We start from the raw sequence: 17,562 nt of genomic DNA on the forward strand, positions 1-17,562 counted from the left end.
CGATCCGCCGTCCGGCCTCACCGGCCATCGCCCGCGCCGGCACCTACGACCCGCTCACCGAGTCGGCGGTTCTGCGTGAATCACTGTCGTCGCAGGCCGCTGGTGACGCGCTCCCACGGGGAGCGGGTGGCACCGAAATGGGTCTCGTGACTCCAGATGTGAGCGCACGACCGGCACTGCAGGTGGAGCAGGCTGCCGATGTTGGAGAGCAGGTAGCACCAGTGCTCGGAGCAGGTGCGCCCCTGCTCGCAGGTGCCGCACCCGCGCCGGTCGTCGCAGTGGGGACAGGCCACCCAGGCGCGACGCCCGATGTCGGCCTGCGGGTCAAGCGGCAACATGGCCGCCCCCTTCCCGGGGCAGCACACCGGCCTCGACCAGTTCGTCGTACACGCGTTGCTGCTCCGCACTGAGGCCGGAATAGAGCAGCTCATACGCCGCTTCCTCGCCGCGCAGTACGGCGACGGGGTCCCAGTCGGAGGCGAGAGCGGCCAGGACGTGAGCGCGCCGGAGCAGTTCGTGCGAGCTCAGATCGACGGTCAGGGCGACCGAGTGGAGGGCGTCAGGGCGGTTCGCCGCAGGTCTGCTCGCTGCGGCCGACTCGTCCGGTTCGTCAGGAAGGGCACCGCTGTGGGGGGACATGCGACCGAACGTAGGGAAGCGTTCCGCGCCCCGGCAAGAGCAGGTGGGAGAAGTCACAAAGGAGACGGCGTTCGCGTCGGCGAGGCCGGCGACCAGGATGAAGGTGGACGCCCGCCTCTCCGCGGTGGTGCTGGAGCCGGTCACCACGGGGAGGTTGAGCAGCGAGGACCGCGCCTGCCAGCAGCGGGTGGGGAAGGTGGCCGAGCGCCTGTGGCGGCGGGCATCCGGGTCATCGAACCGCCGCTGCCGCCCGGGTCGTTCCGCCGCACCCCCGCGGACGTTACCGTTCGGTAGACAACGCGCTCCCGGAGGTGTCCCGCATGACGCTCGACCGTTCCTCAGGCCTGACGGAGTCCGCCCGTGCGCTGGCCGCCGGGGAGGTGACCGCCCGGGCGCTCGTGGAGGGGGCCCTGGCGCGGATCGAGGCCTCGCAGGAGTCCCTGAACGCCTTCCGGATCGTACGGACACAGGCGGCGCTCGCCGAGGCGGAGGCCGCGGACGAGGCGCTGGCCGCGGGGATCCGCAAGCCGCTGCTCGGGGTGCCGGTGGCCGTCAAGGACGACATGGACGTGGCGGGCGAGCCGACCGCGTTCGGCTGCCGGGGTGAGTTCCCGCCGGTCGCGGAGGACGGCGAGGCGGTGCGGCGCCTGCGGGCCGCCGGGGCCGTGATCGTCGGCAAGACCAACACCTGCGAGTTCGGGCAGTGGCCGTTCACCGAGGGGCCGGCGTTCGGCGCGACTCGCAATCCGTGGAGTTTCGAGCACACTCCCGGCGGTTCCTCGGGCGGTTCGGCCGCGGCCGTCGCCGCAGGGCTGGTGCCGGCCGCGCTGGGCTCGGACGGGGCCGGTTCGGTGCGGATCCCCGCCTCCTGGACCCACCTGATCGGCATCAAGCCGCAGCGCGGCCGCGTCTCCACCTGGCCGCGCGGCGAGTCCTTCCAGGGCATCACGGTCAACGGCACCCTCGCGCGTACGGTCGCCGACGCGGCCCTGCTGCTGGACGCGGCGAGCGGCAACCACGAGCGCGACCCGCACCAACCGCCGCCCGTCGACGCGTGCGAGGCCGTCGGCCGCGACCCCGGGCGACTGCGCATCGCCCTCTCCCTGAAGCCGCCGTTCACCGCCGTGCCGGCCCGACTCCAGCCGGAGGTACGGGCCCGGGTCGTCGAACTCGCGGAGAAACTCGGCGCGTTGGGGCACACGGTCGAGGAGGCCGATCCACCGTACGGTCAGATCGGATTGACGTTCGTCCCCCGCGCCACCGCCGGCATCGCCGAGCGCGTGCGCGAGGCACCCTTCCCCGCACTCCTCGACCGGCGCACCCGGGAGACCGCCCGGCTGGGCGGACTGCTCGGCGGGGCGCCGCTGCGGGCGGCCCGGCGCGCCGAGGCGGTGCTGCACCGTCGTATCGGACGGTTCTTCACGTCGTACGACGTGATCCTCGCGCCGACCACGGCCGCGCCCCCGCCGCACATCGGCGCCCTGCTGAACCTGCGCGGCCTGGCCACGGAGCGCGCGATCATCGCGGCCTGTCCCTACGCCTGGCCGTGGAACGTGCTGGGCTGGCCCGGCGTCAACGTGCCCGCCGGTTTCGTCTCGGGCGGTCTGCCGGTGGGCGCCCAGCTGCTCGGACCGGCGAACAGCGAGCCGCTGCTGCTCTCGCTCGCCGCGCAGTTGGAGGCGGAACTGCGCTGGCACGAGGCCTGGCCGCCGCAGCCGGTGGTCTCGGATTCCCCCGTCGCATGAGGGCCTTCGGCCCGTACCCTGTCGCCATGGACGACGCGTCGATGGTCGGGCTCATGGGACGGGTCACCGGGACGATCGGGCCCGGGCTGGTCGGTGAGGTGATCGTCCGGGTGCGCGGCGGCGCCGAGCACTTCCTCGCCTACCCGGCCTCCGCCACGGACCGCATCGAGCGGGGCACGGTGGTCATGGTGGTGGAGTATCTGCCGCCCCGGACGGTCTACGTCACGCCGGCGTACGACAGTTGAGCACCGCGGCGGACGACAGGTGAGCTTGCCGCGACGCAGGTGAGAGCCGTTCACGTCAAGGTTTCGACAAGGATCCGCCGACGTCTTCACCCCGGCCCCGCGCAGGCGCAGACTCCCTTCGTTCGGTGCCGAAAGGGCACCATCAAAAGGGGGCGTAGCCGATGATTGTCGGCGTCGTTGCGGGAGCGGCTGTTGTCGCCGTTCTCGTCGTGATCGGTCTGTTCAAGATGATGTGGCGGGTCGCCGAACCCAACGAGGCTCTGGTCATCTCCGGTTCCAAGCATCGGACGGAGGGTCTTGAGGAGGGCATGGGGTTCCGTATCGTCACCGGGCGCGGCACGCTGGTGCTGCCCGGGGTGCAGGCGGTGCGCAAGATGTCACTCGACCTGAACGAGACCGAACTGCACGTGGACTGCGTGACCCACCAGGGCATTCCGCTCAAGGTGCGGGGCGTGGTCATCTTCAAGGTGGGCGACGACTTCGTGTCGATCGCCAACGCGGCCCGTCGTTTCCTCGACCAGCAGAAGCTGATGTCGGAACGAGTGCACAACGTCTTCGCCGGTCATCTGCGGTCCATCGTGGGCGGGTTGACGGTCGAGGACATGATCCGCGACCGGGAGAAGCTCACCGGACAGACCCGGGCGGCCTGTGGCACGGAGATGGAGAAGCTGGGTCTGATCGTGGACTCGCTGCAGATCCACGAGATCGAGGACCCGACCGGGTACATCCAGAACCTGGCGATGCCACACGCGGCGGCCGTGCAGCGGGACGCGCGGATAGCTCAGGCGGAGGCGAACCGGCTCGCGACGGAGGCCGAGCAGCAGTCGTACGCCCGGATGGCCGAGGCGACCCGGGACAGCGAGATCCTCCAGGCCGGCTACCAGGCCGAGCGGGACAAGGCGGGCGCCAAGTCCCGCCAGGCGGGTCCGCTGGCGGACGCCGCCGCGCGCCAGGAGGTCGTCGTGCAGGAGACGCGGGTGGCGGAGCTGGAAGCCCACCGGCGTGAGCAGCAGCTTCAGGCCGATGTCCGAAAGCCCGCGGACGCGAAGGCGTACGAGAAGCGGACCCTGGCCGAGGGCGAGCGGGACGCACGGATCTCGGCGGCCCAGGCCAAGGCGAAGGAGACGGAGCTGGCGTCCGCCGCCGAGGCCACCCGGGTCAAGGCGGCCGCGGGTGCCGAGGCGGAGGCGACCAAGGCACGCGGTGCCGCGGCTGCCACGGCGACAAGGGCCACCGGTGAGGCCGAGGCGGCGGCGGCACAGGCCAGGGGGCTCGCGGAGGCCGAGGCCACCAAGGCGCAGGGGCTCGCCGAGGCGGAGGCCATCAAGGCGCGGGCCGCCGCGCTCGCCGAGAACCAGGAGGCGGTGGTCGCCCAGCAACTCGCCGAGAACTGGCCGGAGATCGTGAAGGCGGGCGCGTCCGCGTTCGGCAGCGTCGACAACATGGTGGTGCTCAACGGCGCCGACGGGATGGCGGACATGCTCGCCAAGGCGCTCACCATGGGCGGCACCGGGCTGGGTCTGGCACGTCAGCTGCTGTCGTCGATGAACCAGAACGGGCAGAACGCGAACGGGACGTCGTCGTCTCTGAACGGCTCCGTGCCGCCGCCCCCGCAGCGGGTACCGGTGGACACGGACAAGGGGTGAGGCGTTCCGGGGTGGTTCCGGCCGGGGGGTGAGGCGCACGGTTCCGGCCGGGGGTGAGGCGCACGGGCCCACCGGGAGTGAGGCGGTCCCGGCCGGGGGGCGGGGCGCTCGGGCCGGAGCGCAAGCTCTAACGTGACCCCGTGACTGCCTTCACCGAAGAGAACGTTCCCGGCCGGTCCGGCCCCTCCGCCACCACCGAGGCCGACCCCCGTGAGGTGGGCCGGGTGCGCACGGAGTACTCGCCCGCGCACGACGGGGACCCGGATCCCGGCGAGATCGTCTGGACCTGGGTCCCCTACGAGGAGAACGACGGCCGGGGCAAGGACCGCCCGGTGCTCGTCGTCGCCCGCGAGGCCGGCGGCACCTTCCTCGCCGTCCAGTTGTCGAGCAAGCGGCATGACGGCGACCGCGAGTGGGTGCCGATCGGCAGCGGGCCCTGGGACCGGACGGGGCGTGACTCCTGGGTCGACGTGGACCGCGTCCTGCGCCTGCACGAGGCCGGCATGCGCCGCGAGGCCTGCGCCCTGGACCGCATGCGGTTCAACCTGGTCCGGCACCGGCTGGGAGAACGTTACGGCTGGAGCTGACCGAGCGGGCCCCCGGTCCGGCCGCCGCTCCCGCCGCCCGATCGGGGGGGGGAGCGGAAACCGACGATTACGGGCCCATACCGACGGTTCAGCCACAGCCGACGGCATCGCCGGGACGTCCACCGGCCCCGGCCCGTACATCCGCGTACCGGCCCGGGCCGCCTCGACAGCTGCGGCGACGGCTGCGGCTGCGGCTGCGGCTGCGGCTGCGGCTGCGGCTGCGGCTGCGGCTGCGCGAACTCGTGCTCGGACGGCGCCCGACAGAAACCGGCCACCACGATCTGCTGCGTCTCGCGCGCGACGCCGCGCAGGCGCGCGGTCATGGCGCCACCCCCGTGCGCGCCATGACCGCCCGCCGCTCGGCCTCCCCCGTCGTGCTCAAGCCCGCATCCTGCGCGATTCTGGTCATGGGTGCAACGAGTTTTCCCGGCACCGGGACATGCGGAAAACTCCTCGAAGACACCTCGGAAACGGAGATCACCGGCCCCCTGTGACGACGATGTGCCCCCTTGTGCGGATCGGCGCGAGTGGTCTTGGGTGGGACGGTGGTACGGACCGCCGGCCAGGACCCTGGTCGGCAGCATGCTGGAATCTCAGGAGGATCCCGACATGTCCGATTCAAAGACTGACTGTACGGAACCCCGTATCGCGGTCACGGAACCCGAGGTGGAGGCCCTGGTCCGGGGCATCTGCTTCAAGACCGGACCGCCCCGGAAGCTCGGTGTCGAGGTGGAATGGATCGTCCACGAGCTGAGCACACCGCGGCTCCCCGTGACACCCGAACGGCTCGAAGCGGCGTACGCCGCACTGCGGAGCGTGCCCCTGAGGTCGCCGCTCACCATCGAGCCCGGCGGCCAGCTGGAACTGAGCTCGCCGCCCGCCGCCTCCCTGACGGAGTGCATCAGTACCGTCTCCGCCGACCTGGACGCCGTCCGCACGGTCCTGGCCGAGCACGGTCTCGGTCTCGTCGGCGTCGGCCAGGATCCCTGGCATCCGCCCCGCCGGTTCCTGCGGGAACCGCGCTACGACGCCATGGAGACCCACCTCGACCGCACCGGGCCCGCCGGCCGCGCCATGATGTGCACCTCGGCCTCCGTCCAGGTGTGCCTGGACGCCGGGCACGAGGAGCCGGGCCCGCTCGGCTTCGGGCGGCGCTGGTGGCTGGCGCACCACCTGGGCCCGGTCCTGGTGGCCGCGTTCGCCAACTCCCCGATGGCCGCATCCGAGCCCACCGGCTGGCTCTCCACCCGGCAGCTGCTGTGGATGGAGATAGGCGCCGGCCGCGCGGGCGCGCCCCCGCTGGACATGGACCCGCGCACCGCGTGGGCCCGGCACGTTCTGGACGCCCCGGTGATGTGCGTGCGGCGGGACGGCGGCCCGTGGGACGTGCCCGAGGGGCTGACGTTCCGGGAGTGGACCCGGTCGCGGGCGCCCAGGCCGCCGACCCAAGAGGATCTCGACTACCACCTCACCACGCTGTTCCCGCCCGTCCGACCGCGCGGGCATCTCGAACTGCGCATGATCGACGCGCAGCCCGGCGACGACGGGTGGATCGTGCCGCTCGCCGTCACGACGGCCCTCTTCGACGACCCGGAGGCCGCCGAGACCGCCTACCGGATCGTGAAGCCCCTGGCCGAACGGGGTCTGTCGCTGCCCGCACCGCACAATCCGCTGTGGCTCGACGCGGCCCGGCAGGGCCTGCGCGACCCCGAACTGCACGAGACGGCCGTCGCCTGCTTCGCGACGGCTTTGGAGGCCCTGCCCCGGCTGGGCGCCGCCGCCGAGGTGACGGACGCCGTCCGGGCGTACCAGGACCGCTATGTCGTCCCGGGCCGCTGCCCCGCCGACGATCTGCTCGACCACCTGCGCGCCACGGATGGTCGCGCTCACGGGAAGGACATCAGCACATGACCGACCCCGCCTTCGACACCGATCGCGGTGCCGGTCCCGGCACCGGCACCGGGCTCGGCACCGGGCTCGGTGTCGATACCAGTACCGGTACCGCCGATCCGACCCCGTCGCTCGACGCCGAGGCCTTCCGCGACCGGGCGCTGAACACCCTCGTCACCGCGCGGGAGCGCACCACGCTCCTCACCAGCTGCGTGGAGGAGCCCGACCTGACCGCCCAGCACTCCCCGCTCATGTCGCCGCTGGTGTGGGACCTCGCCCACATCGGCAACCAGGAGGAGCAGTGGCTGCTGCGGACCGTCGCCGGGCAGGAGGCGATACGGCCCGAGATCGACAGCATCTACGACGCCTTCGAGCACCCGCGCTCCGAACGGCCCTCCCTGCCCCTGCTGGCACCGCGTGAGGCCCGCTCGTACGCGGCGGACGTGCGGGGCCGGGTGCTGGACGTGCTGGAGCGGACCGCGTTCCACGGGACGCGGCTCACGGAGGCGGGTTTCGCCTTCGGGATGATCGCGCAGCACGAACAGCAGCACGACGAGACGATGCTGATCACCCATCAGCTCCGCACCGGCCCACCGGTCCTGACCACCCCCGATCCGGACCCGGTCCCGCTGTTCACCGGCCCGGTCGAAGTCCTCGTCCCGGGCGGGCCGTTCACCATGGGGACCTCCACCGAGCCGTGGGCGCTGGACAACGAACGCCCGGCGCACCGGCGCGAGGTGGCGCCCTTCCACATCGACACGACGCCGGTGACGAACGCCGCCTACCAGGCGTTCATCGAGGACGGCGGCTACGACGACGAGCGCTGGTGGGAACCCGCGGGCTGGGCCCACGTCCGACAGCACTCCCTCCACGCGCCGCTGTTCTGGCGCCGGGACGGCAAGCAGTGGCTGCGGCGCCGCTTCGGCGTCACCGAGGTCGTACCACCCGACGAGCCGGTGCTGCACGTGTGCTGGTACGAGGCCGACGCGTACGCCCGCTGGGCCGGGCGCCGGCTGCCCTCCGAGGCCGAGTGGGAGAAGGCGGCCCGGTACGACCCGGCCGGCGACCGTTCGACGCGCTATCCGTGGGGCGACGCGGACCCGGCGCCCGAGCACGCCAACCTGGGGCAGCGGCATCTGCGTCCGGCGCCCGCCGGTAGTTACCCGGAGGGCGAATCGCCGCTCGGGGTAAGGCAGTTGATCGGCGACGTGTGGGAGTGGACGGCGAGCGACTTCCTGCCGTACCCGGGATTCCGGACCTTCCCGTACAAGGAGTACTCGGAGGTCTTCTTCGGCCCCGGCCACAAGGTGCTGCGCGGCGGTTCGTTCGCCGTGGACGCGGTGGCCTGCCGGGGCACGTTCCGCAACTGGGACCTTCCGATCCGGCGGCAGATCTTCTCCGGGTTCCGTACGGCCCGCTCGGTGGCCGTCTGATGTGCCGTCACCTGGCCTGTCTGGGCCCGTCGGAGCCGCTCGGCCGGATCCTGGTCGAGCCGCCGCACAGTCTCTACCGGCAGTCGTGGGCACCGAGGCGGCAGCGGCACGGAACGGTCAACGCCGATGGTTTCGGGGTGGGTTGGTACGCGGACGGTGATCCGGTACCGGCCCGCTACCGCCGTGCCGGGCCCATCTGGGCGGACCAGTCCTTTGCCGACCTGGCCCGGGTCGTGCGCTCGGGCGCGGTGCTCGCCGCCGTACGGGACGCGACCCTGGCGGGAGCGGACGCGGAGGCCGCGGCGGCGCCGTTCGCCGCGGGCACGTGGCTGTTCAGCCACAACGGTGCGGTCGCCGGCTGGCCGGGCTCGCTGGCACCCCTGGTGGCGGGCCTGCCCGCCACCGACGTGCTGTCGCTGGAGGCGCGCAACGACTCGGCCCTCGTGTGGGCGCTGGTCCTGGCCCGGCTGCGGGGCGGCGACGAGGAGGGCCAGGCCCTCGCCGACACGGTCCTGGAGGTCGCCGCGGCAGCCCCCGCCTCCCGGCTCAACCTGCTGCTCACCAACGGCGAGACCATCTGCGCGACCGCCTGGGGCGACACCCTCTGGTACCTCTCGGAGCCCGGCCGCCGCACGGTCGTGGCCTCCGAGCCCTACGACGACGACCCGCACTGGCAGGAGGTCCCCGACCGCACCCTGCTCGCGGCGAGCCGCACGGACGTGCTGCTCACCCCGCTCAAGGATCCGAGCGACGCACTGGCACCCTCCCCCACGCCCGGTTCCGCTCACGCGGGGGCGCCCCCCGAACCCAAGGAGCCCAGCACGTGAGCCCGTTCCTCCTCACCCGCACCCTGCCCGAGGACGCCACGGACGCCGCCCTGCGCGCCGACGTCCTCCGGGGCCTGGCCCACACCCCCAGGACGCTGCCGCCGAAGTGGTTCTACGACGCCCACGGCAGCGACCTGTTCGAGCAGATCACCGAGTTGCCCGAGTACTATCCGACGCGCGCCGAGCGGGAGATCCTGATCGCCCGTTCCGGCGAGATCGCGGCGGCGACCGGCGCCCGCACCCTGATCGAACTGGGCTCCGGCTCCTCGGAGAAGACCCGCCATCCGATCGAGGCGCTCACCGGTCTGCACACGTACGTCCCCGTCGACGTCAGCGAGAGCGCGCTCACTCAGGCGGGTCACGCGCTCATCGCCGAGCGGCCGGGGCTGGAGGTGCACGCGCTGATCGCCGACTTCACCGCGCCCCTGACGCTGCCGGACACGCCCGGCCCACGACTGGTGGCCTTCCTCGGCGGCACGATCGGCAATCTGCTGCCGGCCGAACGGGCCGCGTTCCTGGCCTCCGTCCGTGCCCTGCTCTCCCCGGGTGACGCGCTGCTCCTCGGCACCGACCTGGTCAAGGACGAGAAGGTCCTGGTGAGGGCGTACGACGACGCTGCGGGGGTGACGGCCGCGTTCAACAAGAACGTCCTGACGGTCGTCAACCGCGAGCTGGGCGCCGACTTCGATCCCCGTGCCTTCGATCATGTGGCCGTGTGGGACGCGGAGAACGAGTGGATCGAGATGCGGCTGCGCTCCCGTACGGAGCAGATCGTGAAGATTCCCGCGCTGGACCTCACGGTCGACTTCGCGGCGGGCGAGGACATCCGCACCGAGGTGTCGGCCAAGTTCCGTAAGGAGGGCGTACGCGCCGAACTGTCTTCGGCGGGCCTCGACCTGGCCCGCTGGTGGACGGACGACGAGGGCCGTTTCGCGCTGTCGCTCAGCGTGGCGCGGTGAGAGCGGATGTCGGGCCGTCTCGCGCTCCGCCGCGGCTTGGGGCACGGTGGAGTGGCGCGCCCCAACACGCCCGGACGCGCCCGCCACAGGTGACCTTGCCGTCACCGCGTAGAGGAGCCCCGCATGTCGAACCACACGTACCGGGTCACGGAGATCGTCGGCACCTCGCCCGAGAGTGTCGACCAAGCCGTCCGCAACGGCGTCGCCCGTGCCTCCCAAACCCTCCGCAACCTGGACTGGTTCGAGATCACCCAGGTGCGGGGCCAGATCGAAGACGGACAGGTGGCGCACTGGCAGGTCGGCCTGAAGGTCGGCTTCCGGCTGGAGGAGTCGGACTGACCGGCAGTCGGACTGACCGACTGAACGGCTGACCGATTGACCGGCTCCGGGCGGGACGGGACGGATCTCGGGGGCCGGTTCTGCCGGAAAGGGCACCCCGGCACCATCCGGTGATCTCCACGGGCCGCATGCTTCTCCCATGTCTTCGACGCCCCGTACGCCCCTGACCGGCTCCGGATCCTGCACCGTCGCGGTGTGCCGGGGCTGCTGCTGCGGCAACGCCCGCAAGCAGCAGCCCGGCACCGACCCGGCCTGGCAGCTGGAGCTGCTGCGGGCCGGCGCGGCCGAGCACGGCTTCCAGGTCCGTACGACCGACTGCCTGGGCCCCTGCGACCAGGCCGACGTCATCGTGGTCCGCCCCTCGGCCGCCGGACGCCGGGCGGGTGGGCGGGCCGTGTGGATCGGGTTCGTGACGGACGACGACAGCACCGAGGAGGTCGTTCGGTGGGCGGCGGCGGGCGGACCCGGCATCGCCGAACCACCGCTCACGCTGGAGCTGCAGTTCATCCGGCCGCCCCGGGACGCGCGCGTGCGCTCCCGTCGCTGATCGGCCACGCAAGGGTCAGGTGAGCGCCTCCGCCGTGTAGAAGTGGCCGCGGACCCTGTACAGCCACGCTTCCACGGCCGCCTCGTCGGGCTCTTCGGGGAGGACCGTCCGCGTCTCGTCGAAGGCGGCCTCGTAGTGGCGGAGCACAGGCAGGGCGGCCTGTGGGTCGGCGGCGACGCGTTCGCCGAAGGCGCGGTACTCCTCGGGGTCCTCGACGCGGATCTCCAGTTGACCGGTGGCGTACAGCCCCAGGCCCTGGTGGCACAGCCGCTTCAGGTGCCGGGCGTGCTTCGCGGTGCGTTTGCGGGTGTCCGCGGAGAACGAGCCGTCGCCACGGTTCTCCAGCCGACGGAACTGCTGGGTGGCGTACCCGAGATAGGCGTCCCGGACGCGCTTCGCGCACAGGAACGAGGTACGGATGCCGATGAGTTCCTCGCCCAGCGGAGTGCGTGTCTCGTACAGATCGTCCGGGAGCCAGACCAACTCCATGGCGGTCGGGTTGCCGCCGAGGGCGAGCCGGCACCATTTCGCCGCCTCGTGCAGGGTGCGGTCCGGTGCCGTGGTGACGTGGGACTCCTTCGGGCCGCGCAGGCCGTGCAGGTCGGTGGTGGGCGCGGCGAACAGGCCGAGGCGGTCGATGTCGGAGCCGGTGTGGGCGAGGCCGTACGCGGTGGACCCGACGATGCCGGAGAGCAGGATGTTCTGGACGGTCACGGTCGGCCGCCTTCCTTGGGTGGGGCGAGGTGGACGCGCGGCCGCGCCGGGGACGTGCCCATTGTGCTGACCTGCCGGATCGGGGTCACCCGGTTTTCCGGAGCGTGGGAGGACGGTGGCCGATGGTCGGCGGGCGGCGGGCAGCGGGCGGCGGGCGGCGGGAATGCCACCGCTCGCTACGCGTTGAAGGGGAGGTGAGTTCCCTGATCGCCGACACCCGTTTCTCCGTACTCGACCGTTCCCGGACCCGCGAGGACCACTCGAACGCCGAGGCGCTGCGTGACACCGTGCGGCTGGCACGGGAGCTGGAGGGGCTCGGCTACCACCGGTTCTGGGTGTCCGAGCACCACGGTGTGCCCGGGGTCGCCGGTTCCGCGCCGACCGTACTGGCCGCCGCCGTGGCCTCCGCGACCGAACGGATCCGGGTCGGCACCGGTGGCGTGATGCTGCCCAACCATCAACCCCTGGTCGTGGCCGAGCAGTTCGGGGTCCTGGAGTCGCTCTTCCCGGGGCGGATCGACATGGGTCTGGGCCGTTCGGTCGGTTTCACGGACGGCGTGCGCAAGGCCCTCGGGCGCGACAAGGACGTCGCCGACGACTTCGCCGGCCAGCTCGACGAGCTGCTGGGCTGGTTCCGGGGCACCTCCCCGACCCGCGTGCACGCGCGCCCCGCCGAGGGCCTGACCGTGCCGCCGTTCGTCCTCGCGATGGGCGAGGGTGCCGCCATCGCCGCCCGGGCGGGCCTGCCGATGGTCATCGGCGACCTGCGCAACCGCGAGAAGATGCACCGCGGCATCGACCACTACCGCACCCACTTCCGGCCGTCCCCCTGGGCGCAGGAGCCCTACGTGGTCATCTCCGGGACGATCGCCGTCGCCGCCACACCGGAGCAGGCCCGGCGGCTGCTGGTCCCCGAGGCCTGGTCGATGGCGTACTCCCGCACCCACGGCACCTTCCCGCCCCTGCCGCCCGCCGAGCGCGTCGACTCGCTGACGATGTCCGAGAAGGAGCGCGGTTTCTACGAGTCCGGGCTCGCCGGTCACCTCGCCGGCACCGAGGATCAGGTCGCGCACCAGTTGGAGACGGTGCTGAAGGAGACGGGAGCCCAGGAGGTCCTGGTCACGACCAGCACGTACGACCGCGAGGCCCTGCTGGACTCCTACCGCCGGCTCGCCCGGATCACCTCCGGCTAGGGGCCACCTCCTGTACCTCTCTTGCGGAGTCGCGGTGTCGGGCGGTGGTGTCGTCGGGCCCGGCTGAAGGTCCACCGGTGGCGTGCACGACGGCCACGGCGGAGAGGGCGATCGCCAGGCCCACGGCGGTCTGCGCGGTGAACGGTTCGCCGAACATGACGGCGCCCCACACGGCCGTGACGGGACCCATCAGGAACATGAGCGTGTTGACCTTGGTAAGGCCGGTGCCGGTGCCGGTACCGGTACCGGCACCACCGCCACGGGCACCCCCACCGGCGGGAGTCGCACCACCGGTCAGGACACCAGGACCGCGTGGACCGGGACCCGCGCGGGCAGCGCGTCCCGCTCCGCGGCCCGGGCCAGCGCACGGCGGTCGGGGTGGCGGTCCGGTGCGATGGCGTCCCGTACCTCGGCCTCGGCCACCAGCCCCCGGGTCGACACCACCCGCCACACCGAGGCGAGCAGGGAGTCGTCGCCGACGAACGCGGGCGCGGTGCTGGCCGCTCCCCCGGCGAGCCGGTAGCGGATGCGTACCGGCTGCACCGGGACGCCGGCGTCCAGCGCGGCCTGGAACACGGCCCGGCGGAAGTGCCCCTGGGCCCGCCCGCACCAGGTGCTGCCCTCGGGGAACACCGCCACCGCGCGGCCGTCCCGCAGGACGTCCGTGATCCGGGTGACGGTGCCGGGCAGGGCGCGCAGCCGGTCCCGGTCGATGAACAGGACACCCCCGCGCGCGGCCACCGGGCCGGCCACCGGCCAGCGCCGTATCTCCGCCTTGGCCAGCATCCGGGCCGGGCGGACGGCGCCGAGCAGGGGGATGTCCAGCCAGGAGATGTGGTTGGCGACCAGGAGCAGGCCTCCGGTGGGCACGGCGGTGCCGGTGATCCGGACCTGGACCCCGGCGGCCCGGACGATCCACCCGGACCACCGCCTCACCAGCCCGGCGGGCATCCCCCCGCCGAGCGGCGACAGCACGACCCCGGCCAGTACGAGGACCGTGACCGCCGCCAGCCGCAGCACGGCCAGCGGTACGGACGCGGCGGACCCGGTCCGTTCCACGCACGCTCTCGGAGTGCAGGGCGCGCCGGGCAGCCAGACGCTCATCAGGCCGGGACGAGGGAGAGGAAGTGCCGCAGATAACGCGGGTTGACCTGGCGCATCGACAGCAGCACGTACAGGTCGGCGACCCCGAACTCCGGGTCGTGCGCGGGCTCCGCGCAGACCCAGGCACCGAGCCGCAGATAGCCGCGCAGCAGCGCGGGGAGTTCGGTGCGGGCCGGGACGGTCACGTCCTGCGGCACCCAGGGCAGCAGCGGACGTATCCGGAACTCCTCCGGGGCCAGGTGCTTCTCCCGCACCCGGTCCCAGGTGCCGGCCGCGAGGGCGCCGCCGTCGGCGAGCGGGATCGAGCAGCAGCCGGCGAGCCACTCGTGGCCGTTGTCGACCATGTAGCGGGCGATGCCGGCCCAGATGAGGCCGATGACCGCGCCGTCCCGGTGGTCAGGGTGGACGCAGGAGCGGCCGACCTCGACGAGGTCCGGGCGGATCGGGTCGAGCGGCGCGAGGTCGAACTCGCCCTCCGAGTACAGGCGTCCGGCGACCGCGGCCCGCTCCGGCGGCAGCAGCCGGTACGTGCCGACGACCTGGCCGGTCACCGTGTCGCGCACGAGCAGGTGGTCGCAGTAGGCGTCGAAGGGGTCGATGTCGAGGCCGGGCTGCGGGGAGTTCAGGAGGGCGCCCATCTCCCCGGCGAACACGTCGTGCCGCAGCCGCTGCGCGGCCCGTACGTCGGCCTCGTCGCGGGCCAGGGTGACGGTGTAGCGGACGGGCGCGGTCGACTGACGGGGACGGACGAGCGTGGAAACGCCGGTCATGGCTCTCTCCAGGGCACGGGCCAACTTGGGGACGGTGGCGGTACACCCTGTTTCTTCCGCCACCGGTTGGCGTGGACGTGACCTGAGCCAGGAGCGGGGATGTGGGGTTGTTGAATGCCAGGGGCGTCCCCGGACGGCGCGAGACGGGGCCGGGGATGAGCACCACTCCCGGCCCCGCCCGTCCGCACGCTCGGCGAACGTTCTCCACCAGCGGAGCGCTACCGCTTGCCCGCTTTGCGGGCGGCCCGCAGCCACTCCCTGTTCATCCCGGTGATGGACACCAGCGGAATCCCCTTGGGGCAGGCGGTCGCGCACTCCCCCGTCAGCGTGCACCCCCCGAACCCTTCGTCGTCCATCTGCGCCACCATGTCCAGCACCCGCGTCTCCCGTTCCGGCGCCCCCTGCGGCAGCACGTTGAGGTGATTCACCTTCGCCGAGGTGAACAACATCGCCGCCCCGTTGGGACACGCGGCCACACACGCCCCGCACCCGATGCACTCCGCGTGCTCGAAGGCGAAGTCGGCGTCCGGCTTGGGCACCGGCGTGGCGTGCGCCTCCGGCGCGGCCCCGGTGGGCGCGGTGATGTACCCGCCGGCCTGGATGATCCGGTCGAACGCGGACCGGTCCACCACCAGATCCTTGATCACCGGGAACGCGGACGCCCGCCACGGCTCGATGTCGATCGTGTCGCCGTCCTCGAAGGACCGCATGTGCAGCTGACAGGTCGTGGTGCGCTCGGGCCCGTGTGCGTCGCCGTTGATGACGAGCGAACACGCCCCGCAGATGCCCTCGCGGCAGTCGTGGTCGAAGGCCACCGGGTCCTCACCGCGCAGGATGAGTTCCTCGTTGAGGGTGTCGAGCATCTCCAGGAAGGACATGTCGGCGGAGATCCCGTCCACCTCGTACGTGGACATCGCGCCGTCGGAGTCGGCGTTCTGCTGCCGCCAGACGCGCAGGTTGAGCTTCATGCGTAGCTCCGCTGAGTGGGGTGGACGTACTCGAAGACCAGGTCTTCCTTGTGCAGGACGGGAGCCTCGCCGGTGCCGGTGAACTCCCAGGCGGCCGCGTACGCGAACGCGTCGTCATCGCGTGCGGCCTCACCGTCGGGTGTCCGGTACTCCTCCCGGAAGTGGCCGCCGCAGGACTCGGCGCGGTGCAGCGCGTCGAGGCACATCAGCTCGGCGAGCTCCAGGTAGTCGACGACCCGGTTGGCCTTCTCCAGGGACTGGTTGAACTCCTCGCCGGTGCCCGGGACCTTGACGCGCCGCCAGAACTCATCACGGATCTGCGGAATCCGCTCCAGCGCCTTGCGCAGCCCGCTGTCGGTGCGGGCCATCCCGCAGAACTCCCACATGAGTTCGCCGACCTCGCGGTGGAAGGAGTCGGGGGTGCGGTCGCCGTCGACGGCCAGCAGCAGGTTCAGCCGGTCCTCGGTCTCCGCCACCATCTCCCGGACGACGGGGTGTTCGGCGGTGACGGTCCCGTGGTGCGGGTTGCGGGCAAGGTAGTCGTTGATGGTCGCCGGCAGCACGAAGTAGCCGTCGGCCAGGCCCTGCATCAGCGCGGAGGCGCCGAGCCGGTTCGCCCCGTGGTCGGAGAAGTTCGCCTCGCCGATCGCGAACAGGCCGGGGATGGTGGTCTGGAGGTCGTAGTCGACCCACAGGCCGCCCATCGTGTAGTGCACGGCCGGGTAGATACGCATCGGCACCTCGTACGGATCCTCGTCGGTGATCCGCTGGTACATGTCGAAGAGGTTGCCGTACTTCGCCTCGACGGTCTTGCGGCCCAACCGGCCGATCGCGTCCGCGAAGTCCAGGTATACACCCTGCCCGCCGGGCCCGACGCCCCGTCCCTCGTCGCAGACGTTCTTCGCGGCGCGGGAGGCGATGTCCCGCGGGACCAGGTTGCCGAAGGACGGGTAGACGCGCTCCAGGTAGTAGTCGCGCTCGTCCTCGGGGATCTTGTTCGGCGGCCGGTCGTCGCCCTTGGCCTTCGGCACCCAGATCCGTCCGTCGTTGCGCAGCGACTCGCTCATCAGCGTCAGCTTGGACTGGTGGTCGCCGGTGCGCGGAATGCAGGTGGGGTGGATCTGGGTGAAGCACGGGTTGGCGAAGTGGGCGCCGCGCCGGTGTGCCCGCCAGATCGCGGTGGCGTTGGAGTTCATCGCGTTCGTCGACAGGTGGAAGACGTTGCCGTAACCGCCGCTCGCCAGGACGACGGCGTCCGCGAAGTAGCTGTCGATGCGACCGGTGACGAGATCCCGCGCCACGATCCCACGCGCCTTCCCGTCGATGACGATCAGGTCGAGCATCTCGGTCCGCGGGTGCATCTCGATGTTCCCGGCCGCGATCTGCCGGGACAGCGCCTGGTAGGCGCCCAGCAGCAACTGCTGGCCCGTCTGGCCGCGGGCGTAGAAGGTCCGGGAGACCTGGACACCGCCGAAGGAACGGGTGTCGAGCAGACCGCCGTACTCACGCGCGAAGGGCACGCCCTGCGCCACGCACTGGTCGATGATCTCGACCGAGATCTGCGCCAGCCGGTGCACATTGGACTCCCGCGCCCGGAAGTCGCCGCCCTTGACGGTGTCGTAGAACAGCCGGTGGATCGAGTCGCCGTCGTTGCGGTAGTTCTTCGCCGCGTTGATGCCGCCCTGTGCGGCGATCGAGTGGGCGCGGCGCGGGGAGTCCTGATAGCAGAACTGGACGACGTGGTAACCCTGTTCGGCGAGCGTGGCGCCGGCCGCGCCGCCCGCGAGGCCCGTACCGACGACGATCACGGTGTGCTTGCGCCGGTTGGCCGGGTTGACCAGCCTGGCCTCGAAACGGCGCTGGTCCCAGCGCTCGTTGACGGGCCCGGTCGGGGCCTTGGTGTCGACGACCGGCTCACCGGTCGCGTAATCCGTGTATTCGGCGGGAGAGTTCATG

Annotated in this window: 19 protein-coding genes and 2 pseudogenes; 12 read left to right on the forward strand and 9 right to left on the reverse strand. The window is 72.1% G+C overall.

Annotation, left to right across the window (positions count from 1 at the left end; all coding sequences use genetic code 11):
* Positions 1-80: 80 nt before the first annotated feature.
* The 3 genes and pseudogenes from M2271_RS27685 to M2271_RS27695 all read right to left on the reverse strand — a co-directional run.
* Positions 81-338, reverse strand: coding sequence for a hypothetical protein (locus M2271_RS27685; protein ID WP_280890065.1), 258 nt, complete (start codon positions 336-338; stop codon positions 81-83).
* Positions 325-639: a DUF6400 family protein gene (locus M2271_RS27690; RefSeq protein ID WP_280890135.1), complete on the reverse strand. Its 315-nt coding sequence runs from the start codon at positions 637-639 to the stop codon at positions 325-327. Before M2271_RS27690 ends, M2271_RS27685 begins: the two co-directional genes overlap by 14 nt.
* Before the next feature lie 57 nt (positions 640-696).
* Positions 697-846: pseudogene (locus M2271_RS27695) on the reverse strand (AbfB domain-containing protein); the annotation flags it as partial.
* 113 nt (positions 847-959) lie between these two features.
* On the opposite strand from M2271_RS27695, the gene M2271_RS27700 reads away from it, so the two are divergent.
* The 11 genes from M2271_RS27700 to M2271_RS27750 all read left to right on the forward strand — a co-directional run bounded on the left by M2271_RS27700 (position 960) and on the right by M2271_RS27750 (position 10,857).
* Positions 960-2,384 carry an amidase gene (locus tag M2271_RS27700; RefSeq protein ID WP_280890066.1) on the forward strand — a complete coding sequence of 475 codons (1,425 nt, stop codon included), beginning with the start codon at positions 960-962 and terminating at the stop codon, positions 2,382-2,384.
* Between the two features lie 26 nt (positions 2,385-2,410).
* Positions 2,411-2,629, forward strand: a complete 219-nt coding sequence (locus M2271_RS27705) for a hypothetical protein (protein WP_280890067.1) — start codon at positions 2,411-2,413, stop codon at positions 2,627-2,629.
* A gap of 161 nt (positions 2,630-2,790) precedes the next feature.
* A complete protein-coding gene (locus tag M2271_RS27710) occupies positions 2,791-4,275 on the forward strand; it encodes a flotillin family protein (protein WP_280890068.1) in 1,485 nt (494 codons plus the stop codon).
* Positions 4,276-4,415: 140 nt separating this feature from the next.
* Positions 4,416-4,862 carry a type II toxin-antitoxin system PemK/MazF family toxin gene (locus M2271_RS27715; protein WP_280890069.1) on the forward strand — a complete coding sequence of 149 codons (447 nt, stop codon included), beginning with the start codon at positions 4,416-4,418 and terminating at the stop codon, positions 4,860-4,862.
* Between the two features lie 242 nt (positions 4,863-5,104).
* Complete coding sequence (locus tag M2271_RS27720; RefSeq protein WP_280890070.1) at positions 5,105-5,356, forward strand: hypothetical protein; 252 nt, start codon at positions 5,105-5,107, stop codon at positions 5,354-5,356.
* 115 nt (positions 5,357-5,471) lie between these two features.
* A complete protein-coding gene (egtA, locus tag M2271_RS27725) occupies positions 5,472-6,773 on the forward strand; it encodes an ergothioneine biosynthesis glutamate--cysteine ligase EgtA (protein WP_280890071.1) in 1,302 nt (433 codons plus the stop codon).
* Positions 6,770-8,185: an ergothioneine biosynthesis protein EgtB gene (egtB, locus tag M2271_RS27730; protein ID WP_280890072.1), complete on the forward strand. Its 1,416-nt coding sequence runs from the start codon at positions 6,770-6,772 to the stop codon at positions 8,183-8,185. The genes egtA and egtB overlap by 4 nt, the downstream gene beginning before the upstream one ends.
* Positions 8,185-9,012, forward strand: a complete 828-nt coding sequence (egtC, locus tag M2271_RS27735; protein WP_280890073.1) for an ergothioneine biosynthesis protein EgtC — start codon at positions 8,185-8,187, stop codon at positions 9,010-9,012. The genes egtB and egtC overlap by 1 nt, the downstream gene beginning before the upstream one ends.
* Complete coding sequence (egtD, locus tag M2271_RS27740; protein ID WP_280890074.1) at positions 9,009-9,971, forward strand: L-histidine N(alpha)-methyltransferase; 963 nt, start codon at positions 9,009-9,011, stop codon at positions 9,969-9,971. Before egtC ends, egtD begins: the two co-directional genes overlap by 4 nt.
* Positions 9,972-10,094: 123 nt before the next feature.
* Positions 10,095-10,310: a dodecin gene (locus M2271_RS27745; RefSeq protein ID WP_280890075.1), complete on the forward strand. Its 216-nt coding sequence runs from the start codon at positions 10,095-10,097 to the stop codon at positions 10,308-10,310.
* A 139-nt stretch (positions 10,311-10,449) separates the two neighbouring features.
* Positions 10,450-10,857, forward strand: a complete 408-nt coding sequence (locus tag M2271_RS27750) for a (2Fe-2S) ferredoxin domain-containing protein (protein WP_280890076.1) — start codon at positions 10,450-10,452, stop codon at positions 10,855-10,857.
* Positions 10,858-10,872: 15 nt separating this feature from the next.
* On the opposite strand, the gene M2271_RS27755 is transcribed toward M2271_RS27750, so the two are convergent.
* Positions 10,873-11,571, reverse strand: coding sequence for a nucleotidyltransferase domain-containing protein (locus tag M2271_RS27755; RefSeq protein WP_280890077.1), 699 nt, complete (start codon positions 11,569-11,571; stop codon positions 10,873-10,875).
* Positions 11,572-11,765: 194 nt separating this feature from the next.
* Here M2271_RS27755 and M2271_RS27760 point away from each other — a divergent pair, with 194 nt between their 5' ends.
* Complete coding sequence (locus M2271_RS27760) at positions 11,766-12,764, forward strand: LLM class flavin-dependent oxidoreductase (RefSeq protein WP_280890078.1); 999 nt, start codon at positions 11,766-11,768, stop codon at positions 12,762-12,764.
* On the opposite strand, the pseudogene M2271_RS27765 reads toward M2271_RS27760, so the two are convergent.
* From M2271_RS27765 to M2271_RS27785, 5 genes and pseudogenes are all read right to left on the reverse strand, one after another.
* Positions 12,751-12,990 (reverse strand): annotated as a pseudogene (locus M2271_RS27765) (hypothetical protein); the annotation flags it as partial. The gene M2271_RS27760 and the pseudogene M2271_RS27765 overlap by 14 nt on opposite strands.
* A gap of 68 nt (positions 12,991-13,058) precedes the next feature.
* On the reverse strand, positions 13,059-13,868 hold the full coding sequence (locus tag M2271_RS27770; RefSeq protein ID WP_280890079.1) for a lysophospholipid acyltransferase family protein: 810 nt from the start codon (positions 13,866-13,868) through the stop codon (positions 13,059-13,061).
* Entirely contained in the window at positions 13,868-14,638 is a 771-nt protein-coding gene (locus M2271_RS27775; RefSeq protein ID WP_280890080.1) for a GNAT family N-acyltransferase, read from the reverse strand. The genes M2271_RS27770 and M2271_RS27775 overlap by 1 nt, the downstream gene beginning before the upstream one ends.
* A 218-nt stretch (positions 14,639-14,856) precedes the next feature.
* The gene (locus M2271_RS27780; RefSeq protein WP_280890081.1) at positions 14,857-15,606 is read right to left on the reverse strand and encodes a succinate dehydrogenase/fumarate reductase iron-sulfur subunit; all 750 of its coding nucleotides are present in this window, start codon (positions 15,604-15,606) and stop codon (positions 14,857-14,859) included.
* Positions 15,603-17,561 carry a fumarate reductase/succinate dehydrogenase flavoprotein subunit gene (locus tag M2271_RS27785; RefSeq protein ID WP_280890082.1) on the reverse strand — a complete coding sequence of 653 codons (1,959 nt, stop codon included), beginning with the start codon at positions 17,559-17,561 and terminating at the stop codon, positions 15,603-15,605. Before M2271_RS27785 ends, M2271_RS27780 begins: the two co-directional genes overlap by 4 nt.
* Between the last annotated feature and the right edge of the window lies 1 nt (position 17,562).

Origin of the sequence: Streptomyces sp. LBL (assembly GCF_029893585.1) — a bacterium.
In the GTDB taxonomy this organism is placed as follows: domain Bacteria; phylum Actinomycetota; class Actinomycetes; order Streptomycetales; family Streptomycetaceae; genus Streptomyces.